This is a genomic window from Jilunia laotingensis, assembly GCF_014385165.1.
Classification (GTDB): domain Bacteria; phylum Bacteroidota; class Bacteroidia; order Bacteroidales; family Bacteroidaceae; genus Bacteroides; species Bacteroides laotingensis.
Map to the genome: position 1 here is coordinate 23,715 of NZ_JACRTF010000002.1, position 20,231 is coordinate 43,945.

The following is a 20,231-nucleotide window of genomic DNA, read 5'->3' on the forward strand; positions in this document are numbered from 1 at the left end:
AAAAATATACATTACATGGATAAAAAGCAAGCTATTTTTAATGAAAATGATATTCCATATAAAGAATTAGAACTAATAGGAATATCAAAAAAACAGATATGGTCTTTGGATAAGGCAAATATCACAGCTCTATTATCTGGAAAGAGAACCAGTTTACTAGACCTTTCTTTTCACGATAATAATGGAGAAGAAATAAGTATGAAAGGAAAAATAAGTTTGTACTGGAAAGATAGCAACAATGCTGGCGTTAAAGTTCATCCAGTCAGACCAGAAATAATGAATGATATAAACCTTAAACCAAAGGAGTTAGAACGACTTCAAGATAACGAGATAATAACAAAAACTATTAACAATGAAAAATATCTCGTACAATTAGACCCTGAAACAAACGAATTGCTTAAAACAAAAATCAAAAGTATTTCAATACCTTCAAACATAAAAGGTGTTGAGCTGGATAAGCAACAAAAGGAAACTCTAAAATCAGGTAAGGAATTAATTTTGAATGTTGACAAAGAAAAAATTGCCATAAGATTAGATTTAAATAATCCAAGAGGAATAAAATTCCTAGACTTCGAGCAGAAACAGAAAATAGCTTATGACCGGCATAACCCACAAATTATAGGAACTATTCATACTGATAAAAACAGAAATGAATATATAGAATACATGAAAGGACAAAAAACAACACTTGGAAATGAATCGCAATCTAAAGTAGAACATAAATTCAAATTATAAAATGGAAGAAAAGAAAAAATTTGAAGCTTTGCAATATAGTTATGAAAATGCCGGACAATTCCGAGCAATAGCAGCAATTCTTGGATATTCAGAAGAATATCGGAATGGTGATATTACCTTTTCCAAAGGTAATGAAACATATACTTATCCACTGAATACACTTAAACTTGGCAATTTAGGAGATAATAGAGAATCTTTATTAGAGCAATCTAAAGAAAGAATAATCAGTTTCTTTGATAAAGAACAAGCTAGCAATAATTTCCAAGAATATAGCCAATATTTACGAGAAAACCACAATGTTGCAATTATAAAATGGGATGATATAAAACAAGGTACTAACAAGAATGAAGGATATAAAGACGGATTTACAGTCATTGACCTTGAAAATAAAATTGCATATAAAGGAGAAGACCTTTATCGATATGCTTATGAACAAAACCAAACCCTAGATGGTAAAGGTTCATATGTTGATATAGACTGGAACAAGTTTAATGAAGTAGGAGTTAAACCGGAAAATTTAAGCCCCGAAGATATTGCAAACATCAAAAATGGGAAAAAAACAGGTATGCTAAATTTTTCCATTGAAGATACTCCCGGTAATAGAACACTTCTAGACAATGAAAAAGTGTCTTATAAAACAGAAAATGGAAAACTCCATTTTGAGGGGAAAGCAACAACTCTTAAATATATAACAGCCGAGAATACACCTGAAAATAAATCTAAATTAAAAACCAACGAAATTGATTTCAAAGAAGAAGGTAAACGCATCAAAATTGATGGTATCAATGCTAGAAAACTAGCAATCGCAGCTATTACAGTAGTTTACCCAATCGCTGGGATTGCTATCTTGCTCATTCCTAAACGACAAGAAATAAAAAATGATTTATCCTTTACTAAGGATGAAATAAAAGCCCTAAAAGCTGATAATGTCGTAGTAAAGACTAATTCAAAAGGAGAAAGAACATTGCACCAACGTGACAAAGATACTAATGAGATAGTATCAATAAAAGCAAAAGACATTCATATTCCCCAAAAACTTGGAGGAATAGAGCTTACTCCTATGCAGCAAGAAAATCTCAAAAATGGAAAAGAAATTACCATTGTAAACGAGGAACTAAACAAAGCTGCAAAAGTAAAACTAGATTTGAATGCCAGAAATGGATTATCAATCAAAGATGCAAATACTATAGAAATTAAAGCGACTGAAAAGAAAGAACAAACAATAGGGAAAGAAAGATATATATCTGATAAAGAAAGATTAGAGTTTGTAGCCCAAAAAGGAGCTAAAGGGATTGATGAAATTTTTAAAGATAAACCCACCGAAATGGCTGCCTTTTTAGAGAAACATAAACTTTCTAAAGATTATGCTTCTTACAAGGAAGTAGAAAAAACATATTCCAGCTCTAGGGAAGCTACTAAACAAACTGTCGGAGAACAAATATCTACCCAAATGGATAAAATAGATAGTTCTATTAAAGCAACAGCGAAGCAAGAAGCATCTATTCTCGGATATGGTAGAACCTACGGAAAAAATAATGATACTCCAACAATGAAACTATAATATTATGCTAACATTTGACGATTATAAGGCTAAAATATCCATCATTCAAATACTTGAAGATTTAGGATATAAACAAGACATTAGCAAAGGAAAGGTTTCGCCTGTTTTTAAACTGACAGACGGAGCAGGTAACAAGTTGGATGAAATCATCATCAAGAATCCTCATAGTGTACAAGAACACTACTATGATAGGAATTATAAAGGTGGAGATTTAATTCAGTTCATCAAAAATCATATTAACGACTTCCCACAATTCCAACATCAAAATACATTTGTGCGAATCAATATGATTTTAGGACATTACGCAAATGAGCCTTATAGTCCTAAATATGAAGCATTCAAAGTTGTAAAAGCAGAAAACAAATCTTTTGACAGAGATAGATATAAAGAATTTCCTACTACACTCGCTGATTTAAGATTTCTCACAAATGAAAGAAATATAAATCATCAAGTCGTAGAAAAGTTTCTACCATTTATCACAAGGGTTAAAGACTTACAAGGAAACGGCAATTATTATAATATAGGTTTTCCCTATATTAATCCAAAAGATAAAGACAACAAAGTAACAAATTACGAATTAAGAAACTATGGATTCAAAGGAATGGCTGCCGGAGGTGATAAAAGTAACTCGCTTTGGATTGCTGATTTTTGCCCACACCCCCAAATGGCAAAACATATATACTTTGCAGAATCCGCTTTAGATGCTATGAGCTTCTATCAGCTCAATGCTAACAAAATCAAATTAGAAGAAAGTGTTTTTTGTAGTGTAGGAGGGTACATTTCAGTTAATCAAATAAAAAACACTTTATTGCGATACCCACAAGCTAAAGTACATACCTGTTTTGATAATGATTTAAACGGTAATTTGTATGACATTAAAGTGTCTGGAATCATTAGTAATACAGAAATGACAATAAAAGAAAATAAAGATGATGTGCTGTTTAAAACTAAGGGTAGAGAATTCACTATTAACAAAAATGACGTTTCACTAGAAAGTTTTAGGGAAAAAAGCAAAATAATAGCTCCTATGATTTCTCATAAAGCAGAAAAAGCAAAAGATTTCAATGAAATTCTAATGAAACAACATGAACAAAAAAAAAGTATTAAGTTATGAATGATGGAACAAACATAGCTTCTGATGATATTATATTAAAGCCTAAATTCCGATATTGGTTAATGAAGAATTTCCTTTTAATCACATTAGCGATTTTCGTATTCATTTTTAGTAAATATATAAGAGAACATGAATTATTAAAATTTATCAGTGGAACGATATTAGTATTGTTGATATTTATAATTTTCTACAGATATATTTCAATGTTACTTTGTACAAAATGGATTATAACTAGAGAGCAAATAAAAATATATCAAGGAGTGCTTTCAAAAAGGATTAACTACATAGAATTATATCGTGTATATGATTATGAAGAAAAGCAAAGTTTTATCCAGTCTTTAATAAACAACACCAATATCTACATTTATTCTGGCGATAAATCAACACCAGAACTACTGATGAATGGTCTTAAAGCTAATAGTGATATAATTCAAACCATCAGAAATAGAGTAGAAGAACAAAAAAAGAAAAAAGGAATATATGAATTTACAAACAGATAATGATATGAAAAGAGTGCTTTTATTTTTTTCCCTAATGTTACTGTTAGGCAACATAAAAGGACTAGCACAATCTATTGTCATTGACCCGGTAATGATTGGAACATTGGTTTATTCCCATCAGGAGCAACAAGGTGTATTGAAAGACATACAAAGTGAGGAAACAAAAATCCGCAACTTTCAAATTTTAATCCAACAAAAAATGAATCAAATTCAATCCTTACAGGAGAAGACATACAACTATCTTTCTACAGTTAATGCAGTTGTGAAAAATGGAAAAGATATTATTTATGCTTCAACCTTAGCTAGAGACATAGCTAAATACCAATCCGAAGCAGCTAAATATGCAGTTGGAGACCCTAAATTATTAACCATAATTGCAAAAACAGAGTATGAGCTTATCAGTCGAAGTGTAGATTTAATGATATACATAAACAATATAGCATTGCAAGGCGGTGAAAAAAATCTTATGGATAATAAGCAAAGGATAGATTTATGTATTCATGTGGTCAATGAACTTAGACGAATGCGAGGACTTGCATACGCTGTATGCCGACAAATGAAATCCGCTAAAAGGGCTGGAGTACTAAAAACACTTGTACCCGGACAATTTAAATATGTAAATAGTGGGAAACAAAAAGTAGATAATATTTTAAACGGTATTAAATGGATTAGTAAAGGAGGATATTAAATGGATAATGATACAATCAAAGATTTAGGCTTATGCCCTATTTGCCAAAAAGGACACATAATGAAAGGCAGTTTAGGATATTCCTGTAATTACTTCAAAAACATGAATGACAAATGTACATTTAATATTTATCATTCATATTGGGGAAAAGAGATTACAGAAGAAATAGCCAGGCAATTAATAACAACAGGGAAAACAGATATATTTCATGACTTCCATAATAAAAAAGGAGTTCCTTTTTCTGCATATCTGACTATCGAAAATGGAATCGTTATTCCTTCTTTCGTAAATGAAGTATTAGAAACTCCGTGTCCTGTGTGTGGTAGAGAAATTGAAATTTTACTAAATGGATATGCTTGTAAAGGGTATTCACAAAAGGACAAGGACAACAACAGAGTTTGTAACCTCTATATACCCAAAACTATTGCACAAAGAGAAATACCATTGGAAGCAGCAGAAATACTTGCCAGAGGAAAAAAAACACCGTTTATGACTGGATTTAAATCAAGAGAAGGAAATGATTTTTCTTCACGGCTGGTTCTAACAGAGAACTTAGATATTTCTTTTGACAATACATTGTGTAAGTGTCCTAAGTGTGGAGGAAACTTATATATAAACAAAAAAGCCTATAATTGTTCCAACTATAGAAATGAAGCCATAAAATGTGATTTTGTCATTTGGCGTGAAATGTCAGGACGTTCTATAACTCCCGAAGAAGCAATAGAACTTTGCGAGAAAAAAGAAACACCTGTGTTAACTGGATTTCATGATAAAAACGGGCAACCGATGGAAAGAAAGCTTGTACTGAACGATGATTTTAAAATAAAACTAATATGAAAATAGAATTTATAATTTATAGCCATTTTTTTAAAGAGAGAGGAATGAAGGTAAAGGGTGATTGGAATTTTCCGCATCTTCCAAGGATAGGCGAAGAAATTTCACCTCACATTATAATGTTTCAGAATGAATTTACCTATCAAAATTTATTAGAATATCTAACAGATGAAGCTAAAAGTGATTTTAATAAATTCAATGATGGTGAAGATGATTTAGAAGGGAATTTTAAAGCATGGGTATATGATGTTATCTGTGAGGTCAATATAGTTGAATCAATACATTATAGACCAGATACAGAAGACTATACCCAAATTATTCCTGAAATTTGTTTAAGTGATTTAAGTAATTAAATATTATTGATATGCAAATGAATAAGACTGATTTAATCAAAATGGTTGCTGAAAAGGCAAATAAACCAACAAAAGAAGTAGCAGAAATAATTGATAGTTTTTTCAAAGAATTATCTCAAAATCTAAGAGAAAAAGATGTTTCTATAAAAGATTTTGGTACTTTCAAAAAGATTATTCAGCCAGCTCGGATAGCTAGAAATCCGGCAACTGGAGAACCTGTAGAAGTTCCAGAAAAGGAAGTTGTTAAATTTAAGCCGTCCAAAAATATACTAAACATGAAATGGCTATGATAGAAATAAACATCCATATTCCTATAGATGGTGTGAACAATATTTCTATACCAATCCAATTACCTGTAGTTCCAAGGGTTGGAGAAAAGATTTATCTATCTGACAAACAAATAAATAATTTGATAAGTCTATTAGAAGAAGAATATTACCACAATCCACAAACAGAAGAATGGAAAGAATCAATAAGACGGTTCACCAATATTGAGGAAGTAGCATATAATGCTGCAAATGGAACGATACACATTGAATTATCAACTATTTAAAAGAAACAATATGAAAAAGTATTTATCATTAGTAATGATTGGTTTAAGCCTTATGTTGTCTGGATGCAATAAAGACGATAACAACGACCCTGATACTCCACCTACAGGAGATACAGGAAAAGTACGTTATGAAGCTACCGTAAGCGACCCAGAAAATTTCAAACTTCTAATACATTATACAGTAGGAGTAGATATTTCTTCCGAAGCTCCCGAAGAAGCTGCCAAAGAAACTATTGTAGAAAGTCCATTCACATTTGAGCAAGAAGCCAAACAAGGAACATATTTATGGCTATCTGCCTACCCTATACCTAAAGATGAAGAAAACCTTGAAAATTTACAGCTACCTAAGACAGTCGAAGTAAAAATTTTTATTGATGATAAGCTGCATAAGTCTAACAGTGGTGAAAATTATGCAATGGTTCAACATATATTCGGACAGGAAAATTACCAGTAGAATTGATACCTTTTCTGCCTGCACTGGAGAGAAACCGGGAAGGTATTTGATACCGTACTTTTCCGGGTTCTGCCCGGCATGGACGATAAGAGAACATTATTATGATACCAAAAAATAAAAACCAATACCACTCTCACTGCATAAAAGAGTGGTATTTTCATTTGAATTAATAAAATGAAAGACCAAAAAAGATTATTACACAAGTGCCTATTAGAAGACATTCCAGCTTTTGTAATATGCGGAACAGATATTTGTTCCGTCCAAGCAATGGAAGCATATTACCAGATAGCAGTAGAAAAAGGTTGCAATAGCAATTTTTTAGAAGACTTGAAATTAGCTATAGAAGATTTCAAGGCTTTTCAATGTGAGGAACCTGAAAAAGTTAAAATACCCGATTAAATCATGGAAGAAAGCAAAGAATTACAAAAACTATATGGATTCATGCAAGCATTCATTTATATAACTGTTTGCATAGAGATTCTACTATTTGTTCATTTTCCCTTTAGTGAACAAATTATGCCCTTATTATCAAAAATGGCAAAAATTCCTATCTATTCTAATATTCTTTATAGTAAACTATTTACATTCTTTATTATAATGGTTACTTGCATTGGAACACGTTCAAAAAAGGATTTAGAATTAGACCCGACTAAACAAATCATTTTTCCTTTAATCTTTGGATTCATAATGTTCTTTGGAAGTATATGCTTTCTTTTCTTTAAAGAAAAAGGAGAAACTAGTTTAGAATGGTATAATATAGCTTACATTATACTATCAATAATTGGAGCGACATTAATAAATTCAGCTCTAGATAACATTTCCAAACGTATTAAATCAAACTTTATGAAAGATAGATTTAATATAGAGAATGAAAGCTTTGAACAATCTAAAGACAAGGTAGAAACAGAATTCTCTGTCAATATTCCGATGAAGTTTTTCTACAATAGAAAGTGGCATAATGGGTGGCTGAATATATGTAACTGTTTTCGTGGAACTTTCGTAATAGGAACGCCTGGAAGTGGTAAATCTTTTTCTGTTATAAATTCTTTTATAAGACAACATTCAGCTAAAGGATTTGCAGAAGTTGTTTACGACTTCAAATTTCCTGAACTTGCCAAAATTGCATATTATAATTATCAAAAGAACAAGCAATTAGGAAAAATACCAAGTAATTTCAAGTTCAATGTCATTAATTTTTCTGATATTGAATATAGTAGAAGAATAAACCCATTGAAACGAGAATATATAGAAATCCTAGCAGATGCAACAGAAACGGCAGAAGCATTATATGAGAGTTTACAAAAAGGCGACAAAGGAAGTGGAGGTAATAGCGATTTTTTTAAAACATCAGCAGTAAACTTGTTAGCAGCTTCTATTTATTTTTGGTCTAGATACGAGAATGGCAAATATTCAGATTTACCGCATGTACTGGCTTTCCTTAATCAAGAATATGACGTACTTTTTAAAGTCCTCTTTTCCGAACCTGAATTAAAATCACTAGTTTCCCCATTTGAAGCTGCATATAAATCAGGAGCAGTGGACCAATTAGAAGGACAGATGGCAAGTCTAAAAGTACAGTTATCAAGACTGGCTACTAAAGAATCTTTTTGGGTATTTAGTGGCAATGATTTCAATTTAAAAGTATCAGATAAAAAAGACCCTAGTTATCTTATCATTGCAAATAACCCTAAAACACAAAGCATGAATAGTGCTTTAAATGCACTTATCATTAACCGATTAACTAGACTTGTCAATACAAAAGGTAACTACCCTACTTCAATCATAGTAGATGAATGTCCCACATTATATTTTTATCAACTTGCAACACTACTTTCTACTGCACGTAGCAATAAGGTTTCAATTTGTTTGGGATTACAGGAACTACCGCAATTAGAAGAACAATACGGCAAAGCTACCGCAAAAACTATAACTTCTATTATAGGTAACACTTTATCCGGGCAAGCTAAAGCTCCTGAAACTTTAGATTGGCTACAAAAACTATTTGGAAAAGTTAAGCAAGTAAAAGAAGGTGTTACTATCAGAAGAAACGAAACAACAATTAATATGAATGAACAAATGGATTTTGTTATCCCGGCATCCAAAATATCTTCATTACAAGCTGGTACATTAGTAGGGCAAGTTGCATTAGATTTTGGACAAGAAGATAATTTTCCAACAGCGATGTACCATTGCAAAACCAATTTAGATTTAAAAAAAATTAAGAAAGAAGAAGAAGCCTACAAAGAACTGCCAAAAGTATATAACTTTGGGACAGCAGATAATAGAGAGAAATTACTGCAAAAAAACTTTAAGAGAATATACGACGAAGTAGAAACAGTAATAGAACAATATGTATAACATTACATTACCAATTTTAGGCACAAGGTTAAAGCAAATCCGAGAGCATATAGGATATTCCCAAGCTCAATTAGCAGAACAGCTGAACTGTAAACAAAATGCGATTTCAAATCTTGAACTAGGAAAAGGGGGCAGCCTAAAACTTTTATTTCAAGTGCTGAATTTTTATTCTAACTATGTTTTTATAGATTTAATATTTAGTGAAAAGTTTTATCTGATTTCTAATACAGAAGAAGATGAAGCGCAAAAAGCCAATTATAATTCTGTTATAATAGAAATTATAAGACAATCAGAAAAAAACTATGAGGATGCTATGTCAAACGCTAAAAAAGAGCTAGAAGCTAATCTTCAAAAAGCCATCAATTTATTACAGCCCTAATAAAATAAAAGAGAGTACAAAATACTCTCTTTTATTTTCCAATATTACTTTAAAGAATTTGTGATACCTATTCTTTTGGAGTTCTGGCACTGATGGGCGTATATAGCATGATGAAATGATACCGAATTATCGTCCCTGGTACACCCTGAAGAACTCCTTTTTGATACCAAATACAAAAAGCTGCTGGAAGCCGGACACAAAGAATTGATACCATAAAACTATAGGGAAAAAGAAGAAGGACAAAATGCCATATTATATATAAATAATATGAATATGTGATTAATATCCTTCACTCCCCGAAACCCAGAAAGAGCAACACGAGAATCTTCTTTTCCCTATGTCCATTTCATAAAAATGATACCAGTATAATAACAAATACTTATAATATGAAAAGAGAGCATCCAAATACATACCTTTTAACAATACAATCGAAATCAATCTATCCTATCTAATTCTATTATAGCTACTTTCTCTTTATCTGGACTTGCTTCATTTTGTATAAGAGTTATATGTTTTTGGGTATAGCTTTTAATAACCCAAGGAGCACCACCTAAATATAAAGCATTGCTATTAAATATGATATATTTTCCTTCTATTTTGTAAGTAATATCAATTTCATCGTAACTTTCCCAATTTACTTTCCCCGATTGAGTATCTATAAATTGCATACCTACTCCCATATTGGGAACTACCCAAGCATCACAACGACCTGTACCACGCCATGAGGTTTGATATAGTTTTTGGGGAGTAAGTTCTCCTATTTGTACCTCTGGATTTTTATCATCACAACTTGTAAAACTTATGTTTACTAAAAATAATGCCCAAAGCATTAATAAGCAAGATTGTTTAAAATAATGTACCATGTATTAAAATAGATTATATTAATATAAATACCAGACTTCAAAATTACAATCCTATAATTGTGTATAGATTTGCTAATGTTGCTATTGAAATCTGTTTTTCTACTAAATTAGAAGCCCATGAACTAAGACCATATACTTCCAGCAAACTCTCATCTCTTTCATCTGCAAAAAATGAAAAACAGAGTTTGGTAGTTGGGTCGTATAAATATTCCATATTAGTTGCCTCATGATAGTACTTACAGAAACCTTTTTCATTGAAGTTCTCCAAAACCATACATAGCGGAGAACGCATTTGAGGATTAATACGCTTTCTAGTATTATAACTTATCTGAATATCAGAGCTGAAATACCTTGATATTTCTGCCGATATAATTTGGGCTTTTTTGATAAAAACATTATCATCTTCATTTTGCCTTAATTCCGCATCCGTAGCATTACTTTTACTCAATACTATTTGGTCACCCTGTCTTGTTGTTAACACAGCAGCTACATCATATAAACTTTCTCCCGAAGCAGATGTCTTTGTCAATACTCTTGCAATCGTAATAGACGGAGTATAAAGTCTTGTAACAGGAAGAAGAATTTCCTTAGAAGTATCATCAAAACGTCTTTGAAAGTTTCTTTCCAGTACAAAATCCGACATTGGATATAATCCTTCTTCTATTAAATCAATCACTGTATGATTTTTTGAATCATTTAATGATTTTCTCCAAGATTGCAAGTTTATATTTATGTCTTTAAGTGCCATTGTAGTATTCACTACACCTGTTTCATCTTGAATACCACCCAATGTTTTTACACGTATAAATATATCTTGTCTTTTGTAAACTGTAGAATCAAAAGTACCATCCTTTCCATTAAATCCGAACGACCCATTAAGTGAATCACCTTTATATACAAGTGAAGCATTAATATTTTTCTCTAAGGATTTAGTTTTCTGTTCAACATTCGTATTTGAATCCGCATTACCCATATATTGCGCAAAAGCTCTTCCACCTGTATAATAACCAACAACAACAAAATCTCCATATGAATCAATGATAGATGATATAGGAGAGGTATATAAATTATTAATAAAAGACCTTCTTAAAAACTGCCTTGCAAACACTTTATTAGAACCATTGGAACTTAACAAGGTAAATTTGCCATGAGCAAACAATATATTCATTTCCCCATAAGCTTGTTCTTTTGATTCATTAATAAAAGTTCTAAATGTTTCGGTTGTCGTTTTCTTTTTCCCTATAGAAAAAAATCCTAGATTTAAAGAAAATCCACTTTTCACAGTTTTACTTATTGATGAAAAATGCGTATAATTATTAAAATCATAATAAGCAAACGATGACTGGTCGTTCCAGTTAGGATAATTTTCATCAATATATGATTCATCATATTCTTTTAGAGATTCAATATCAAGTATGGAATGCGTAAAGTTATCAAAATCACTTGGTATATAATTCCCCTTAAGCAATTTATAACCATAACCTAGATATTTATCAGTTCCCCCAATCATCTCACCACTTCTTGTCAACTCTTCATCAAAAGAAGGTTGTCCTGTAATAACATCTGGAAGAGATGGATTACGTTCTTGAAGAATCACATCATCACATGAATAATCAGTTTCAACCACTGTATTTTGCTGTGCGCATAAGTTCAAATCCTCTGAACAAGCTATAAACAATGGAGCTATAACAGATAAAATTATTATATATAATATTGATTTCATAATCTTTTCTTATTGCAGATTATTATTAGATAAACTTTTCATATATTCTTCTAAAGGAATTGTTACTATTTCGTCTGGTTTTGCCTTTGATGTAGTATTTATTATTCCATACCAAGAACCTTTAAATTTAACTTCTCTATCATTAGCCTCATTTCCATTACGATAAGTCATAGTAATAGTATAGTCAGCCTTTACACTATATTTCTTTAAATAAGTCGTTACTTTAATTAAAGATGGCTCATCAACTTCTACCGGAATAGTCACCGATAATGTTTTAGGTATCTCATACGTTGTGGAAGTATAAGGAGCTCTAGGCAAAAATATTGTTGAATCAGGCATTTCCCCACTACTAAAATTGCCAGGGGCAATAAATTGCCCGGCTATTATTGCAGGACGTAAAAACATTTGTTCTTCATTTGCCATTGGAATTTTCAAAGCTCCTTTTTCTGTATAACAAGAAGTATCTTTTACATCTTTTTTTGCATAAATTGTAATATTTGATGGTCCAGCAACTGCTCCTGTCTGACCATTTGAATACACAACAACAGGGTCTAATTCCGTCACTACAGCTTTAGGTTCAAATGCTATTTCTTTTACTTTAAATTTATCCTGAAACTCTAATAGAAACTCTTGCTGTGGTTGCTTATTATATTTTGCATACCCTACCTGCCCATTACTCTTTACTTCTATAGAATAATTAAACACACTCCAAGGATTATTGGGGTCTGCCGTTCCTAAATAGGTCTGATTTTCAATATTAAAATATCCTTTATATGTTGATGGTATAAGGTCCCAACTTCCAGAACTTATATCTTCCGAGTCCCAAACAAAAACAAGTTTATTGTTTGGGTCATTGTTATATTGACCACAAACCAATGGCTTATTATAAGACTTTGAATAAATCAAATATGGTATTCCACTACTAGGTGGCAAAATCTTTAAATAGAATTTTGAAGAACTATAAGCTGAAAGTATCAATTCTTTTCTCATTCCTTGAGTAGAAAGATAAGGCTGTCCAACCACTCCACCTCCTCTGACTTTCAACGCAAAAGGAAGCTCTCTAACAGCATACATATTTGATGAATAAAATTCATCTGTCTCAGGATAATAAGAATAAGATTTCGTTTCTGGCTTTTTTTTAAACTCATCTATATTAGAAAACAGACTCACAGAGTCAGCAACAGAGATAGCTCTTGACTGGATTGAACTTTCTGATGTTTCCGAAAAATCATATAAAAGTTCAGAACTTTTTTCACAAGAGACAAGACCAATAGTCATTGCTCCTACCAATAATTGACTTACGCCCCAAAAAGAATAGAATTTTTTTTTCATAAATATAGTTTTAAAATTATGTCCTTAGAAACAAATACACAATAGAGTTCACGTAGATTTACTTTCTGACGCACGCGAATACGCCACATATACAAAAGGACGAAGAGAAAACAAATCCATGATGCCAAAAACTTTTAGGTAAATATATAAATAGCTCTTACAGCATATTACGTTAAGAGCTATTTATCCCAAAAAGTCAGTTATATTTTACTTAATTTCCCGAAAGACTTAGCCAAAGACGAACTGTTCTTTTAGCCTTATTCTGTTCTCCTTCTAGAATCTTTGCATCACCTTTCTTATAGCTTATTTTTAATTGAGAATCAGTCTGTATAGCATCATATAGAGGAAGCAAAAAGAAATTATCTTCATCTAAAAGTTTTTCCATTATTAACGGAATAATATTTTTACCCATCGCTTGCATTTCTTTAAACTGTGGTAATGTTGTATAAGCGAGAGTACTTGAACTATATTTAGTTTGTGGATTTATTGAAATTTCTTCGTTCCATGAATTAAACAAATCGTTAAACTTAGTCTTTACCTCACAATTAATATTTGCAGCTTTATCAATGACAGCTTGTTTTTCTGCATCAGAAAGTTCAATATCTTCTTGTGCTATCTGTTTTGCAAGTTCCTTTATCTCCGACATATCAGTCTTTGTTCTACTCTCGATAAAAGAAACCAAAATTCTACCATACAAAGTGCCAGATAGCTCACTCCTTTTATGGGTAATACGCAAATAACGCCCAAGTTTTGACTCCCAAGTACCGCTACTATATACAACACTTCCATGAGTCATATCTATACTACTTGTTCCCCAACCATCAACAGTAGCATTGCTACCTTCTGTACTAGTCTGTTCATAATTACAAGACGAACCATATAAAGTTTTAGCATTTTTATACTGTTCTATAAAATCATTGTAAAAAGATTCTGGGTCAATCCATTTGTTAGTTATCCCCATAGAATAAGCAATACAATTATATGTACCTGTTGCTTCTCCTGTTACAGAAATATTATTTACATCTAAATTTGGGAAATCCTTTTTAAGATTATCCTTTTCCGCTTGTGTAGGAACCCTTCTCATAGAAGCAGCTCTAGTAGTAAGTTCGTTTGGATTGGCATTATCCTCCACAGAACCAATCTCTTCGTTTTGCTGACAAGCAATAAGACTAAAAGAGAAACCTAATAAAATTAAAATTTGTTTTCTCATAAAACGATATTTTTAAGTTAGTAATTATTCAGCAAATGCATTTGCATATCGCAAATATACAATACAAATTGTATATAATATAAGAATTATATTGTTTTTTCCACTGTTAATGCTTAAAAACATAATATATTTGCTATTTTTGCAATATACAATCTAAATTATACTAATATGGAAAAAACTTATCATTCATTAAAAGACTTTGAACTATCCTATGGGAAAAATGCTATTGAGAGAGCAAATGATTTCCAGCAGTACATTGAGCAACTAAATGATTTCGGATGTAAAAGCTATTGGATAACTTCACATACAGGTATCGGTTCAACAATGGCAATTGAAGGCTTCAACGAACCTGTTATTGCATTTATTTCTAATGATTATTTAGGTATGTCACAAAGAGAAGAAACTAAACAAGCAGGTATAGATGCTATAAAAAAATATGGAACAGGTGCTTGCGCTGCACAAGTAATAGGTGGTTATCTCGACATACACCAACAGCTAGAGAAAGAAATAGCTTCTTTTGTAGGACAAGAAGAAGCTATTTTATTTTCTTCCGGATTTGGAGCAAATGCCGGAATACTAAGAGCCTTATTGGGTCAAAATGATATTGCATTGATAGACCCTTATATCCACACAAGCGCAATGGCTGGACTAAAAGGAACAAATATAAAACGAATTGGGCATAACGACCTAGAATATTTGGAGAAGGTACTAAAAGAAGTCAAAGGGCAATATCAAACTAAACTTGTAATAATAGATGGTGTATATTCCCAGGATGGGGATTTGTCTTTACTTCCGGAAATTATTACTCTTTGCAAGACTTATGAAACCATGCTGATGTTAGATGATGCACATGGAATAGGAGTAATGGGAGCCAATGGCAGAGGAACAGCTGAATACTATAACTGTTTAGGTCAAATTGATATTATTACTGGCACATTCAGCAAGTCATTTGGTTGCGTAGGGGGATTTGCAGCAGCTTCGAAGAAGATAATACAATACTTGAAATTTTATGCGGACAGCAATGTGTTTTCAGCAGCCCCTACCCCACAAGTCACAGCATCCATACTAAAAGCTTTAGAGATTATAAAAAAAGAACCACAAATAAGAACCAAACTTTGGGAAAATACGAACTATCTTAGAAAACGGTTGAAAGAAGAAGGGTTCGACATAGGAAAATCTGTTTCCCCTATTTTTCCTATTATGATAAGAGATAATAAAAAGGTTTACGAAATTGCTAAAATGTTGCAAGAAAAAGGTATCTTTACAATTGGAATTGTATATCCGGCTGTAAGAACCAAAGAAGCAAGATTAAGGGTCAGCGTTCTTGCCACGCATAAACTTGAACAATTAGAATCTTTAGTCAATACTCTTAATGATATAAATAAGAACATAAAAATAAAATAATAATGAAAGAAAGGAGAAAGCGAAGAAGTGCCAAAGACATAAAGGAAAGCATTATTAATGCGGCAACCCATTTAATTGAAACTGAAGGATTTTCTAATCTAACAGTTACAGGTATTATGCGACAAGCTGAAATTGAGCCTGTACAATTCTATAACAGATATGATGATTTGAATAAGTTCATTGACGAGTATGTAAAAAAATACGACTATTGGTTTAGCGATATTGTAAAATCACAAAAACAATCTAGTAACGATAAAGCACTATATATGAACATTCTTGTAGGTTTATTTCAATCTTTATCAGAAAATAAAATCATGCAAGAACTTCTAAAATGGGAACTAGCTAATAACAATGAAACTAGTCAACGTACCGCTCAACTACGGGAATTGCACACGTTACCTTTATGCCAAAAATTCTCAAACATATTCTCCAATACAGATATTGACATTGTAACTATATCTGCACTAATAATAGGAGGAATATATTATCTTATTTTGCATGATAAACTTTCAACTTTCAGTGAAATAGACTTAAAAAAAGAATCTGACAAACAAAAAGTTATTAAGGCTATAAGCAAATTGTCAGACATTTTATTTACGTTTATACCTTCTTCTATTACTAAAGAAAATATTGATATTATAATAAAAATGAGAGAAGATAATATTCCTGTAGAAAAAATAGCATATTATACAGGAATCCCTAAAGAAATTATTGTTTCTATCTAAAATATCCGTCCAATGAGGAAAAACCCATTGGACGGGTCTATAGCCTAACCAAAAATCTTTTGTTTCACAAAACGACCCTTTTTCTGTACTAAAGAAAACGGTTCTTTTTTTGCTTAATCAAAGAACTTATGTCGCTACGGTGTTTAGTTAACCAATCTTCCAAAATAAACGAAACTAAAGATGAAATAGGTATTTTGGCTTTAGCTTTGAGCAACCCAAACACCTCTTTTACATCTGTATCAACATATAGAACTTCCTTGCAATTATAATTTTTTCCTTTAATGTACTCTAATAAGTCCGTCAAATCCATTTCACTAGAGCCATTAAAATTAAAAACTTCCGAAGAAGTTGTTTCCATTTCTACATGAAGTGGTTCTTTCTCCTCTTCAACTTCATATTTAGCTTCTTGAATAGGAGCTTCATTTATACTACTCCCATGCAATTCTTCACCTCTTATCATTTTAGCTATTTCCAGAACACTAGAAATACCTTCATTTTGCTTTTTCCTTAATTTATCAGCCATGTGCAAATATATACAATAAATGAATAACTTTATAACAAATATCTATTAAAAGAATATTTTATTTTATTGCTCCTTCTTGAATGATATAATCATAAGCATTCTTCACCTTATCAATACACTCATTACTAATTGCTAATGTATTTATACGTTCCATAGCAACAGAAGCTGGTATTTCATCTGTAACAAAACCAACTTGCTTAAGAATATCAACTACCTGTTCTTTTGTTTCATATCTTACCGCAGTTCTCATATTGTTAGGTAAAAAGAATATTTTAGCTTTTACATTTAAATACTGTAACACTTGGATAAAAAAACCTGTACTATCCATTGTAAATTTATCGTATTTAAATGGGCATATTATTATATCCGCAGCTTTAAGAATAGTTCCCAGAGCATCATCATCAATCTTACCAGGCAAATCTATTAATAGATTTCCTTGCTCAACCTTAGTAAAATCACTAATAATTTTAGCAACATTAGATATATCGGTTTGTATAACCTCATATTTAGGTTCATTATCATAGGTCGCAATATCTTCTTTTCTTCTATCCGATAATGAACGCTGAAAATCTAAATCCAATACTAGAACTTCTTTTCCTTTTTCTACTAGATAGTTGGCAAATTGTATGCAATTAGTCGTTTTACCACAACCACCTTTCTGATTCCCAAATAATATTATCATATCTTACTTATATTTATTAATTTTGTTGCTGTCCTCTTTTCTTTTTCCTATTAGGAGATTTATCTTGCTGTACATTTATATGCTGGCTAAGAATATCACAAATAGCATCAATCAGATTAAATCCCCTTGCCAGTTCTGAATCTTGTTCAACATTTATTCTTTCCATCTTATCAAGAGTAACTAGAGTAATCCTATCTTTACTATAGCCATCTTTTATAATATTGATTCCTAAATCATCAGTACTTACGATTACTTTATTCTTTTTATCTATTAGATAAACTAAATTATCATCTTCAACAAAAAGAATTCCTTTTTCTCTTAATGTAGAATGTAAATCTGAACTATGAGCCAAATAACTATTTATCATATCAGTATAGACAGTATTTTTTTTATCCATATGCTCTTGAATCAAAATATCATCTTTTTTCACATGATAAATTCTACTTAACAACTCGGCTTCTTTAAGTGTAGCAACATTAAATTTATTTGCTTCATACACTCTGCTATTATATCTAAGTTCTTTCAACAGTTTTTTATCAAGAACCAATAAAGCCTTATCATCACCATTTATAAATATTGTGCCATTCATTGAAAACCTATAACCGTAATCTAACATTAATTTCTTGAAACTATCCATTGTATATTTTGTTCCATCTTTCAAAAGAAGATTAATTATACTATTACAGTGTTCAACTTTTGCTTGTTTATTAGGCTCTACTAAAAGTTCCTTCAAATCCATAACTTCCCCACCTTTCAAAACTCTCTTATTTCTATAATCAATTAATGTATATCCATAAGGTTTAGTATGTCCTTTTCCTGTATGAAAGACTAAATTTATACCAAACTTATCTTTCATCAAAGTTTGAAGTTCTGTATAGGAAAGTCCTTGCTTATATTTAAATAAAAGAGCTGTTATCTGTTTTCTTCTTTCTTCATCAGGTGTATATTGTTTAGCTTTATCTTTTATCTGCTCTAATTGAATTGAAGCGTGCTTTTCACCACCCTTATACAAAATTAATAATCCATCCTTTTCTCTTAATTTCCATCCTGATTGTTCAAGTAACAACTTATATTGCTGCACTGTAGAAAAAGAAAACTCCATGTATTTTGAAATATCATCTTTAGCCTTCAAAGCTAAATCAACATTCATTATTTGATTTATGACTTTCTGTGAGCGCACAGCTTCCATATTATCTTTTACCTTCTGTCCGTTCTTCTGTACTCGTGTAGAAACAATATGTACATGATTATTTTCTGTATCAGAATGAAAATATATCATATAAGGATTATTTCCATAACCCATTTTATTTATATATTGCAAAGCTACATTTTTCAAATCCTCTGCCGAATATTCACGCCCCTTACATGAAATCACTGCATGAAATTGTTTTGCCTTGACCGCTGGATTAGTCCTACAGACAGATTCCATATAAGCTATATAATCCGACTTCTTCAAATTATCTGGATTCATAGCAAAATTTTCTGCAACAAGAAGTTCACTCTTGCCTTCCTCATTCTTTCGCTCATTATAATCAATACCAGCGAAAGAAGTTGCCGCTTTTAAAACTACTACTACCATATTTATAACTTCACACCGCAAATATACAAACAAATATTCAATAAAAGAATATTTCAATATAATTTATTCATACAATAAATATACAAATATTATATATTCATATATTATTTATATATATAATATTTTCCCCTAAAGTTTTTGGTATCATAATAATGTTTTCTCTTCGTCCATGCCGGGCAGAACCCGGAAAAGTACGGTATCAAATACCTTCCCGGTTTCTCTCCAGTGCAGGCAGAAAAGGTATCAATTAGATGCAATCCTTTTGCCGATGGGCGGTAGTTCCTGAATGGTGTCGGTGTCTTTTCTTTTATGATGCAGCCGTTTTCCTGTATTCAGGTATAGAGAGAAACGACACAAGGAACTTTAGGGAAAAGAAATAGTAACGCTGTCTTTATCACTAAAATTATATATATAAATATTATATATACATATATTATTTGATTGACATCAACTTACGCCAAGTAACATTCAATTTATCTTGCATAATTACATAGTCTGCCATTTTCTTTTCTACCTCATTAAGAACCTCTTGATTAACTTCTTCCTTATGAATATTTACATACCTAGCCAACTGATTTATATTATTTCCTATACGTTTCATTTCCAAACAAATTTCATCCATCGAACGAATAAATTCTTTAGGGTCAATAAGACCAACTCC

Annotated in this window: 23 protein-coding genes; 15 read left to right on the forward strand and 8 right to left on the reverse strand. The window is 31.4% G+C overall.

Annotated features, from left to right (window positions below; genetic code table 11):
• Positions 1–15 precede the first annotated feature (15 nt).
• From H8744_RS18615 to H8744_RS18675, 13 genes are all read left to right on the forward strand, one after another.
• On the forward strand, positions 16–735 hold the full coding sequence (locus tag H8744_RS18615; RefSeq protein ID WP_029425721.1) for a DUF4099 domain-containing protein: 720 nt from the start codon (positions 16–18) through the stop codon (positions 733–735).
• Between the two features lies 1 nt (position 736).
• Positions 737–2,296, forward strand: coding sequence for a DUF3945 domain-containing protein (locus H8744_RS18620; protein WP_007559152.1), 1,560 nt, complete (start codon positions 737–739; stop codon positions 2,294–2,296).
• Between the two features lie 4 nt (positions 2,297–2,300).
• Positions 2,301–3,410, forward strand: a complete 1,110-nt coding sequence (locus H8744_RS18625) for a toprim domain-containing protein (RefSeq protein ID WP_007559154.1) — start codon at positions 2,301–2,303, stop codon at positions 3,408–3,410.
• On the forward strand, positions 3,407–3,910 hold the full coding sequence (locus H8744_RS18630; RefSeq protein ID WP_005647342.1) for a PH domain-containing protein: 504 nt from the start codon (positions 3,407–3,409) through the stop codon (positions 3,908–3,910). The genes H8744_RS18625 and H8744_RS18630 overlap by 4 nt, the downstream gene beginning before the upstream one ends.
• Positions 3,891–4,598 carry a hypothetical protein gene (locus tag H8744_RS18635; RefSeq protein ID WP_007559156.1) on the forward strand — a complete coding sequence of 236 codons (708 nt, stop codon included), beginning with the start codon at positions 3,891–3,893 and terminating at the stop codon, positions 4,596–4,598. The genes H8744_RS18630 and H8744_RS18635 overlap by 20 nt, the downstream gene beginning before the upstream one ends.
• The gene (locus tag H8744_RS18640) at positions 4,599–5,435 is read left to right on the forward strand and encodes a topoisomerase C-terminal repeat-containing protein (RefSeq protein ID WP_007559158.1); all 837 of its coding nucleotides are present in this window, start codon (positions 4,599–4,601) and stop codon (positions 5,433–5,435) included.
• A complete protein-coding gene (locus H8744_RS18645; protein ID WP_004295339.1) occupies positions 5,432–5,785 on the forward strand; it encodes a hypothetical protein in 354 nt (117 codons plus the stop codon). The genes H8744_RS18640 and H8744_RS18645 overlap by 4 nt, the downstream gene beginning before the upstream one ends.
• 11 nt (positions 5,786–5,796) lie before the next feature.
• Positions 5,797–6,075, forward strand: coding sequence for an HU family DNA-binding protein (locus H8744_RS18650; RefSeq protein WP_004295340.1), 279 nt, complete (start codon positions 5,797–5,799; stop codon positions 6,073–6,075).
• Positions 6,066–6,338 (forward strand): hypothetical protein, encoded by a 273-nt coding sequence (locus H8744_RS18655; protein WP_004295341.1) that lies wholly within the window; start codon positions 6,066–6,068, stop codon positions 6,336–6,338. The genes H8744_RS18650 and H8744_RS18655 overlap by 10 nt, the downstream gene beginning before the upstream one ends.
• Before the next feature lie 10 nt (positions 6,339–6,348).
• Positions 6,349–6,792, forward strand: coding sequence for a hypothetical protein (locus H8744_RS18660; RefSeq protein WP_007559162.1), 444 nt, complete (start codon positions 6,349–6,351; stop codon positions 6,790–6,792).
• Positions 6,793–6,966: 174 nt separating this feature from the next.
• The gene (locus H8744_RS18665) at positions 6,967–7,191 is read left to right on the forward strand and encodes a hypothetical protein (protein ID WP_004295344.1); all 225 of its coding nucleotides are present in this window, start codon (positions 6,967–6,969) and stop codon (positions 7,189–7,191) included.
• A 3-nt stretch (positions 7,192–7,194) separates the two neighbouring features.
• Positions 7,195–9,150 carry a type IV secretory system conjugative DNA transfer family protein gene (locus H8744_RS18670; RefSeq protein ID WP_004295345.1) on the forward strand — a complete coding sequence of 652 codons (1,956 nt, stop codon included), beginning with the start codon at positions 7,195–7,197 and terminating at the stop codon, positions 9,148–9,150.
• On the forward strand, positions 9,143–9,529 hold the full coding sequence (locus tag H8744_RS18675) for a helix-turn-helix domain-containing protein (RefSeq protein WP_007559164.1): 387 nt from the start codon (positions 9,143–9,145) through the stop codon (positions 9,527–9,529). The genes H8744_RS18670 and H8744_RS18675 overlap by 8 nt, the downstream gene beginning before the upstream one ends.
• Positions 9,530–9,963: 434 nt before the next feature.
• On the opposite strand, the gene H8744_RS18680 is transcribed toward H8744_RS18675, so the two are convergent.
• From H8744_RS18680 to H8744_RS18695, 4 genes are all read right to left on the reverse strand, one after another.
• Positions 9,964–10,392: a hypothetical protein gene (locus H8744_RS18680; RefSeq protein WP_005780925.1), complete on the reverse strand. Its 429-nt coding sequence runs from the start codon at positions 10,390–10,392 to the stop codon at positions 9,964–9,966.
• Between the two features lie 43 nt (positions 10,393–10,435).
• Positions 10,436–12,115 carry a BSAP5a family pore-forming toxin gene (locus tag H8744_RS18685; protein WP_007559167.1) on the reverse strand — a complete coding sequence of 560 codons (1,680 nt, stop codon included), beginning with the start codon at positions 12,113–12,115 and terminating at the stop codon, positions 10,436–10,438.
• A gap of 9 nt (positions 12,116–12,124) precedes the next feature.
• Positions 12,125–13,447 (reverse strand): BSAP5b family pore-forming toxin, encoded by a 1,323-nt coding sequence (locus tag H8744_RS18690; RefSeq protein WP_005647361.1) that lies wholly within the window; start codon positions 13,445–13,447, stop codon positions 12,125–12,127.
• Positions 13,448–13,658: 211 nt separating this feature from the next.
• The gene (locus tag H8744_RS18695; protein WP_004295351.1) at positions 13,659–14,657 is read right to left on the reverse strand and encodes a DUF7689 domain-containing protein; all 999 of its coding nucleotides are present in this window, start codon (positions 14,655–14,657) and stop codon (positions 13,659–13,661) included.
• 168 nt (positions 14,658–14,825) lie between these two features.
• Between H8744_RS18695 and H8744_RS18700 the strand changes: the two genes are divergently transcribed.
• Positions 14,826–16,061: an aminotransferase class I/II-fold pyridoxal phosphate-dependent enzyme gene (locus H8744_RS18700; RefSeq protein ID WP_007559081.1), complete on the forward strand. Its 1,236-nt coding sequence runs from the start codon at positions 14,826–14,828 to the stop codon at positions 16,059–16,061.
• 2 nt (positions 16,062–16,063) lie between these two features.
• Positions 16,064–16,786 (forward strand): TetR/AcrR family transcriptional regulator, encoded by a 723-nt coding sequence (locus H8744_RS18705; RefSeq protein WP_007559082.1) that lies wholly within the window; start codon positions 16,064–16,066, stop codon positions 16,784–16,786.
• A gap of 88 nt (positions 16,787–16,874) precedes the next feature.
• Here the strand turns inward: H8744_RS18705 and H8744_RS18710 are convergent, their stop codons facing one another.
• The 4 genes from H8744_RS18710 to mobC form a co-directional block, all read right to left on the reverse strand.
• Entirely contained in the window at positions 16,875–17,309 is a 435-nt protein-coding gene (locus H8744_RS18710) for a hypothetical protein (protein ID WP_007557648.1), read from the reverse strand.
• Between the two features lie 58 nt (positions 17,310–17,367).
• Positions 17,368–17,991 carry a ParA family protein gene (locus tag H8744_RS18715; protein WP_004295355.1) on the reverse strand — a complete coding sequence of 208 codons (624 nt, stop codon included), beginning with the start codon at positions 17,989–17,991 and terminating at the stop codon, positions 17,368–17,370.
• 16 nt (positions 17,992–18,007) lie between these two features.
• Positions 18,008–19,570: a relaxase/mobilization nuclease domain-containing protein gene (locus H8744_RS18720; protein ID WP_007559083.1), complete on the reverse strand. Its 1,563-nt coding sequence runs from the start codon at positions 19,568–19,570 to the stop codon at positions 18,008–18,010.
• A gap of 433 nt (positions 19,571–20,003) precedes the next feature.
• The coding region (gene mobC / locus H8744_RS18725; RefSeq protein WP_262436285.1) for a plasmid mobilization relaxosome protein MobC at positions 20,004–20,231 on the reverse strand (228 nt) is incomplete at its 5' end.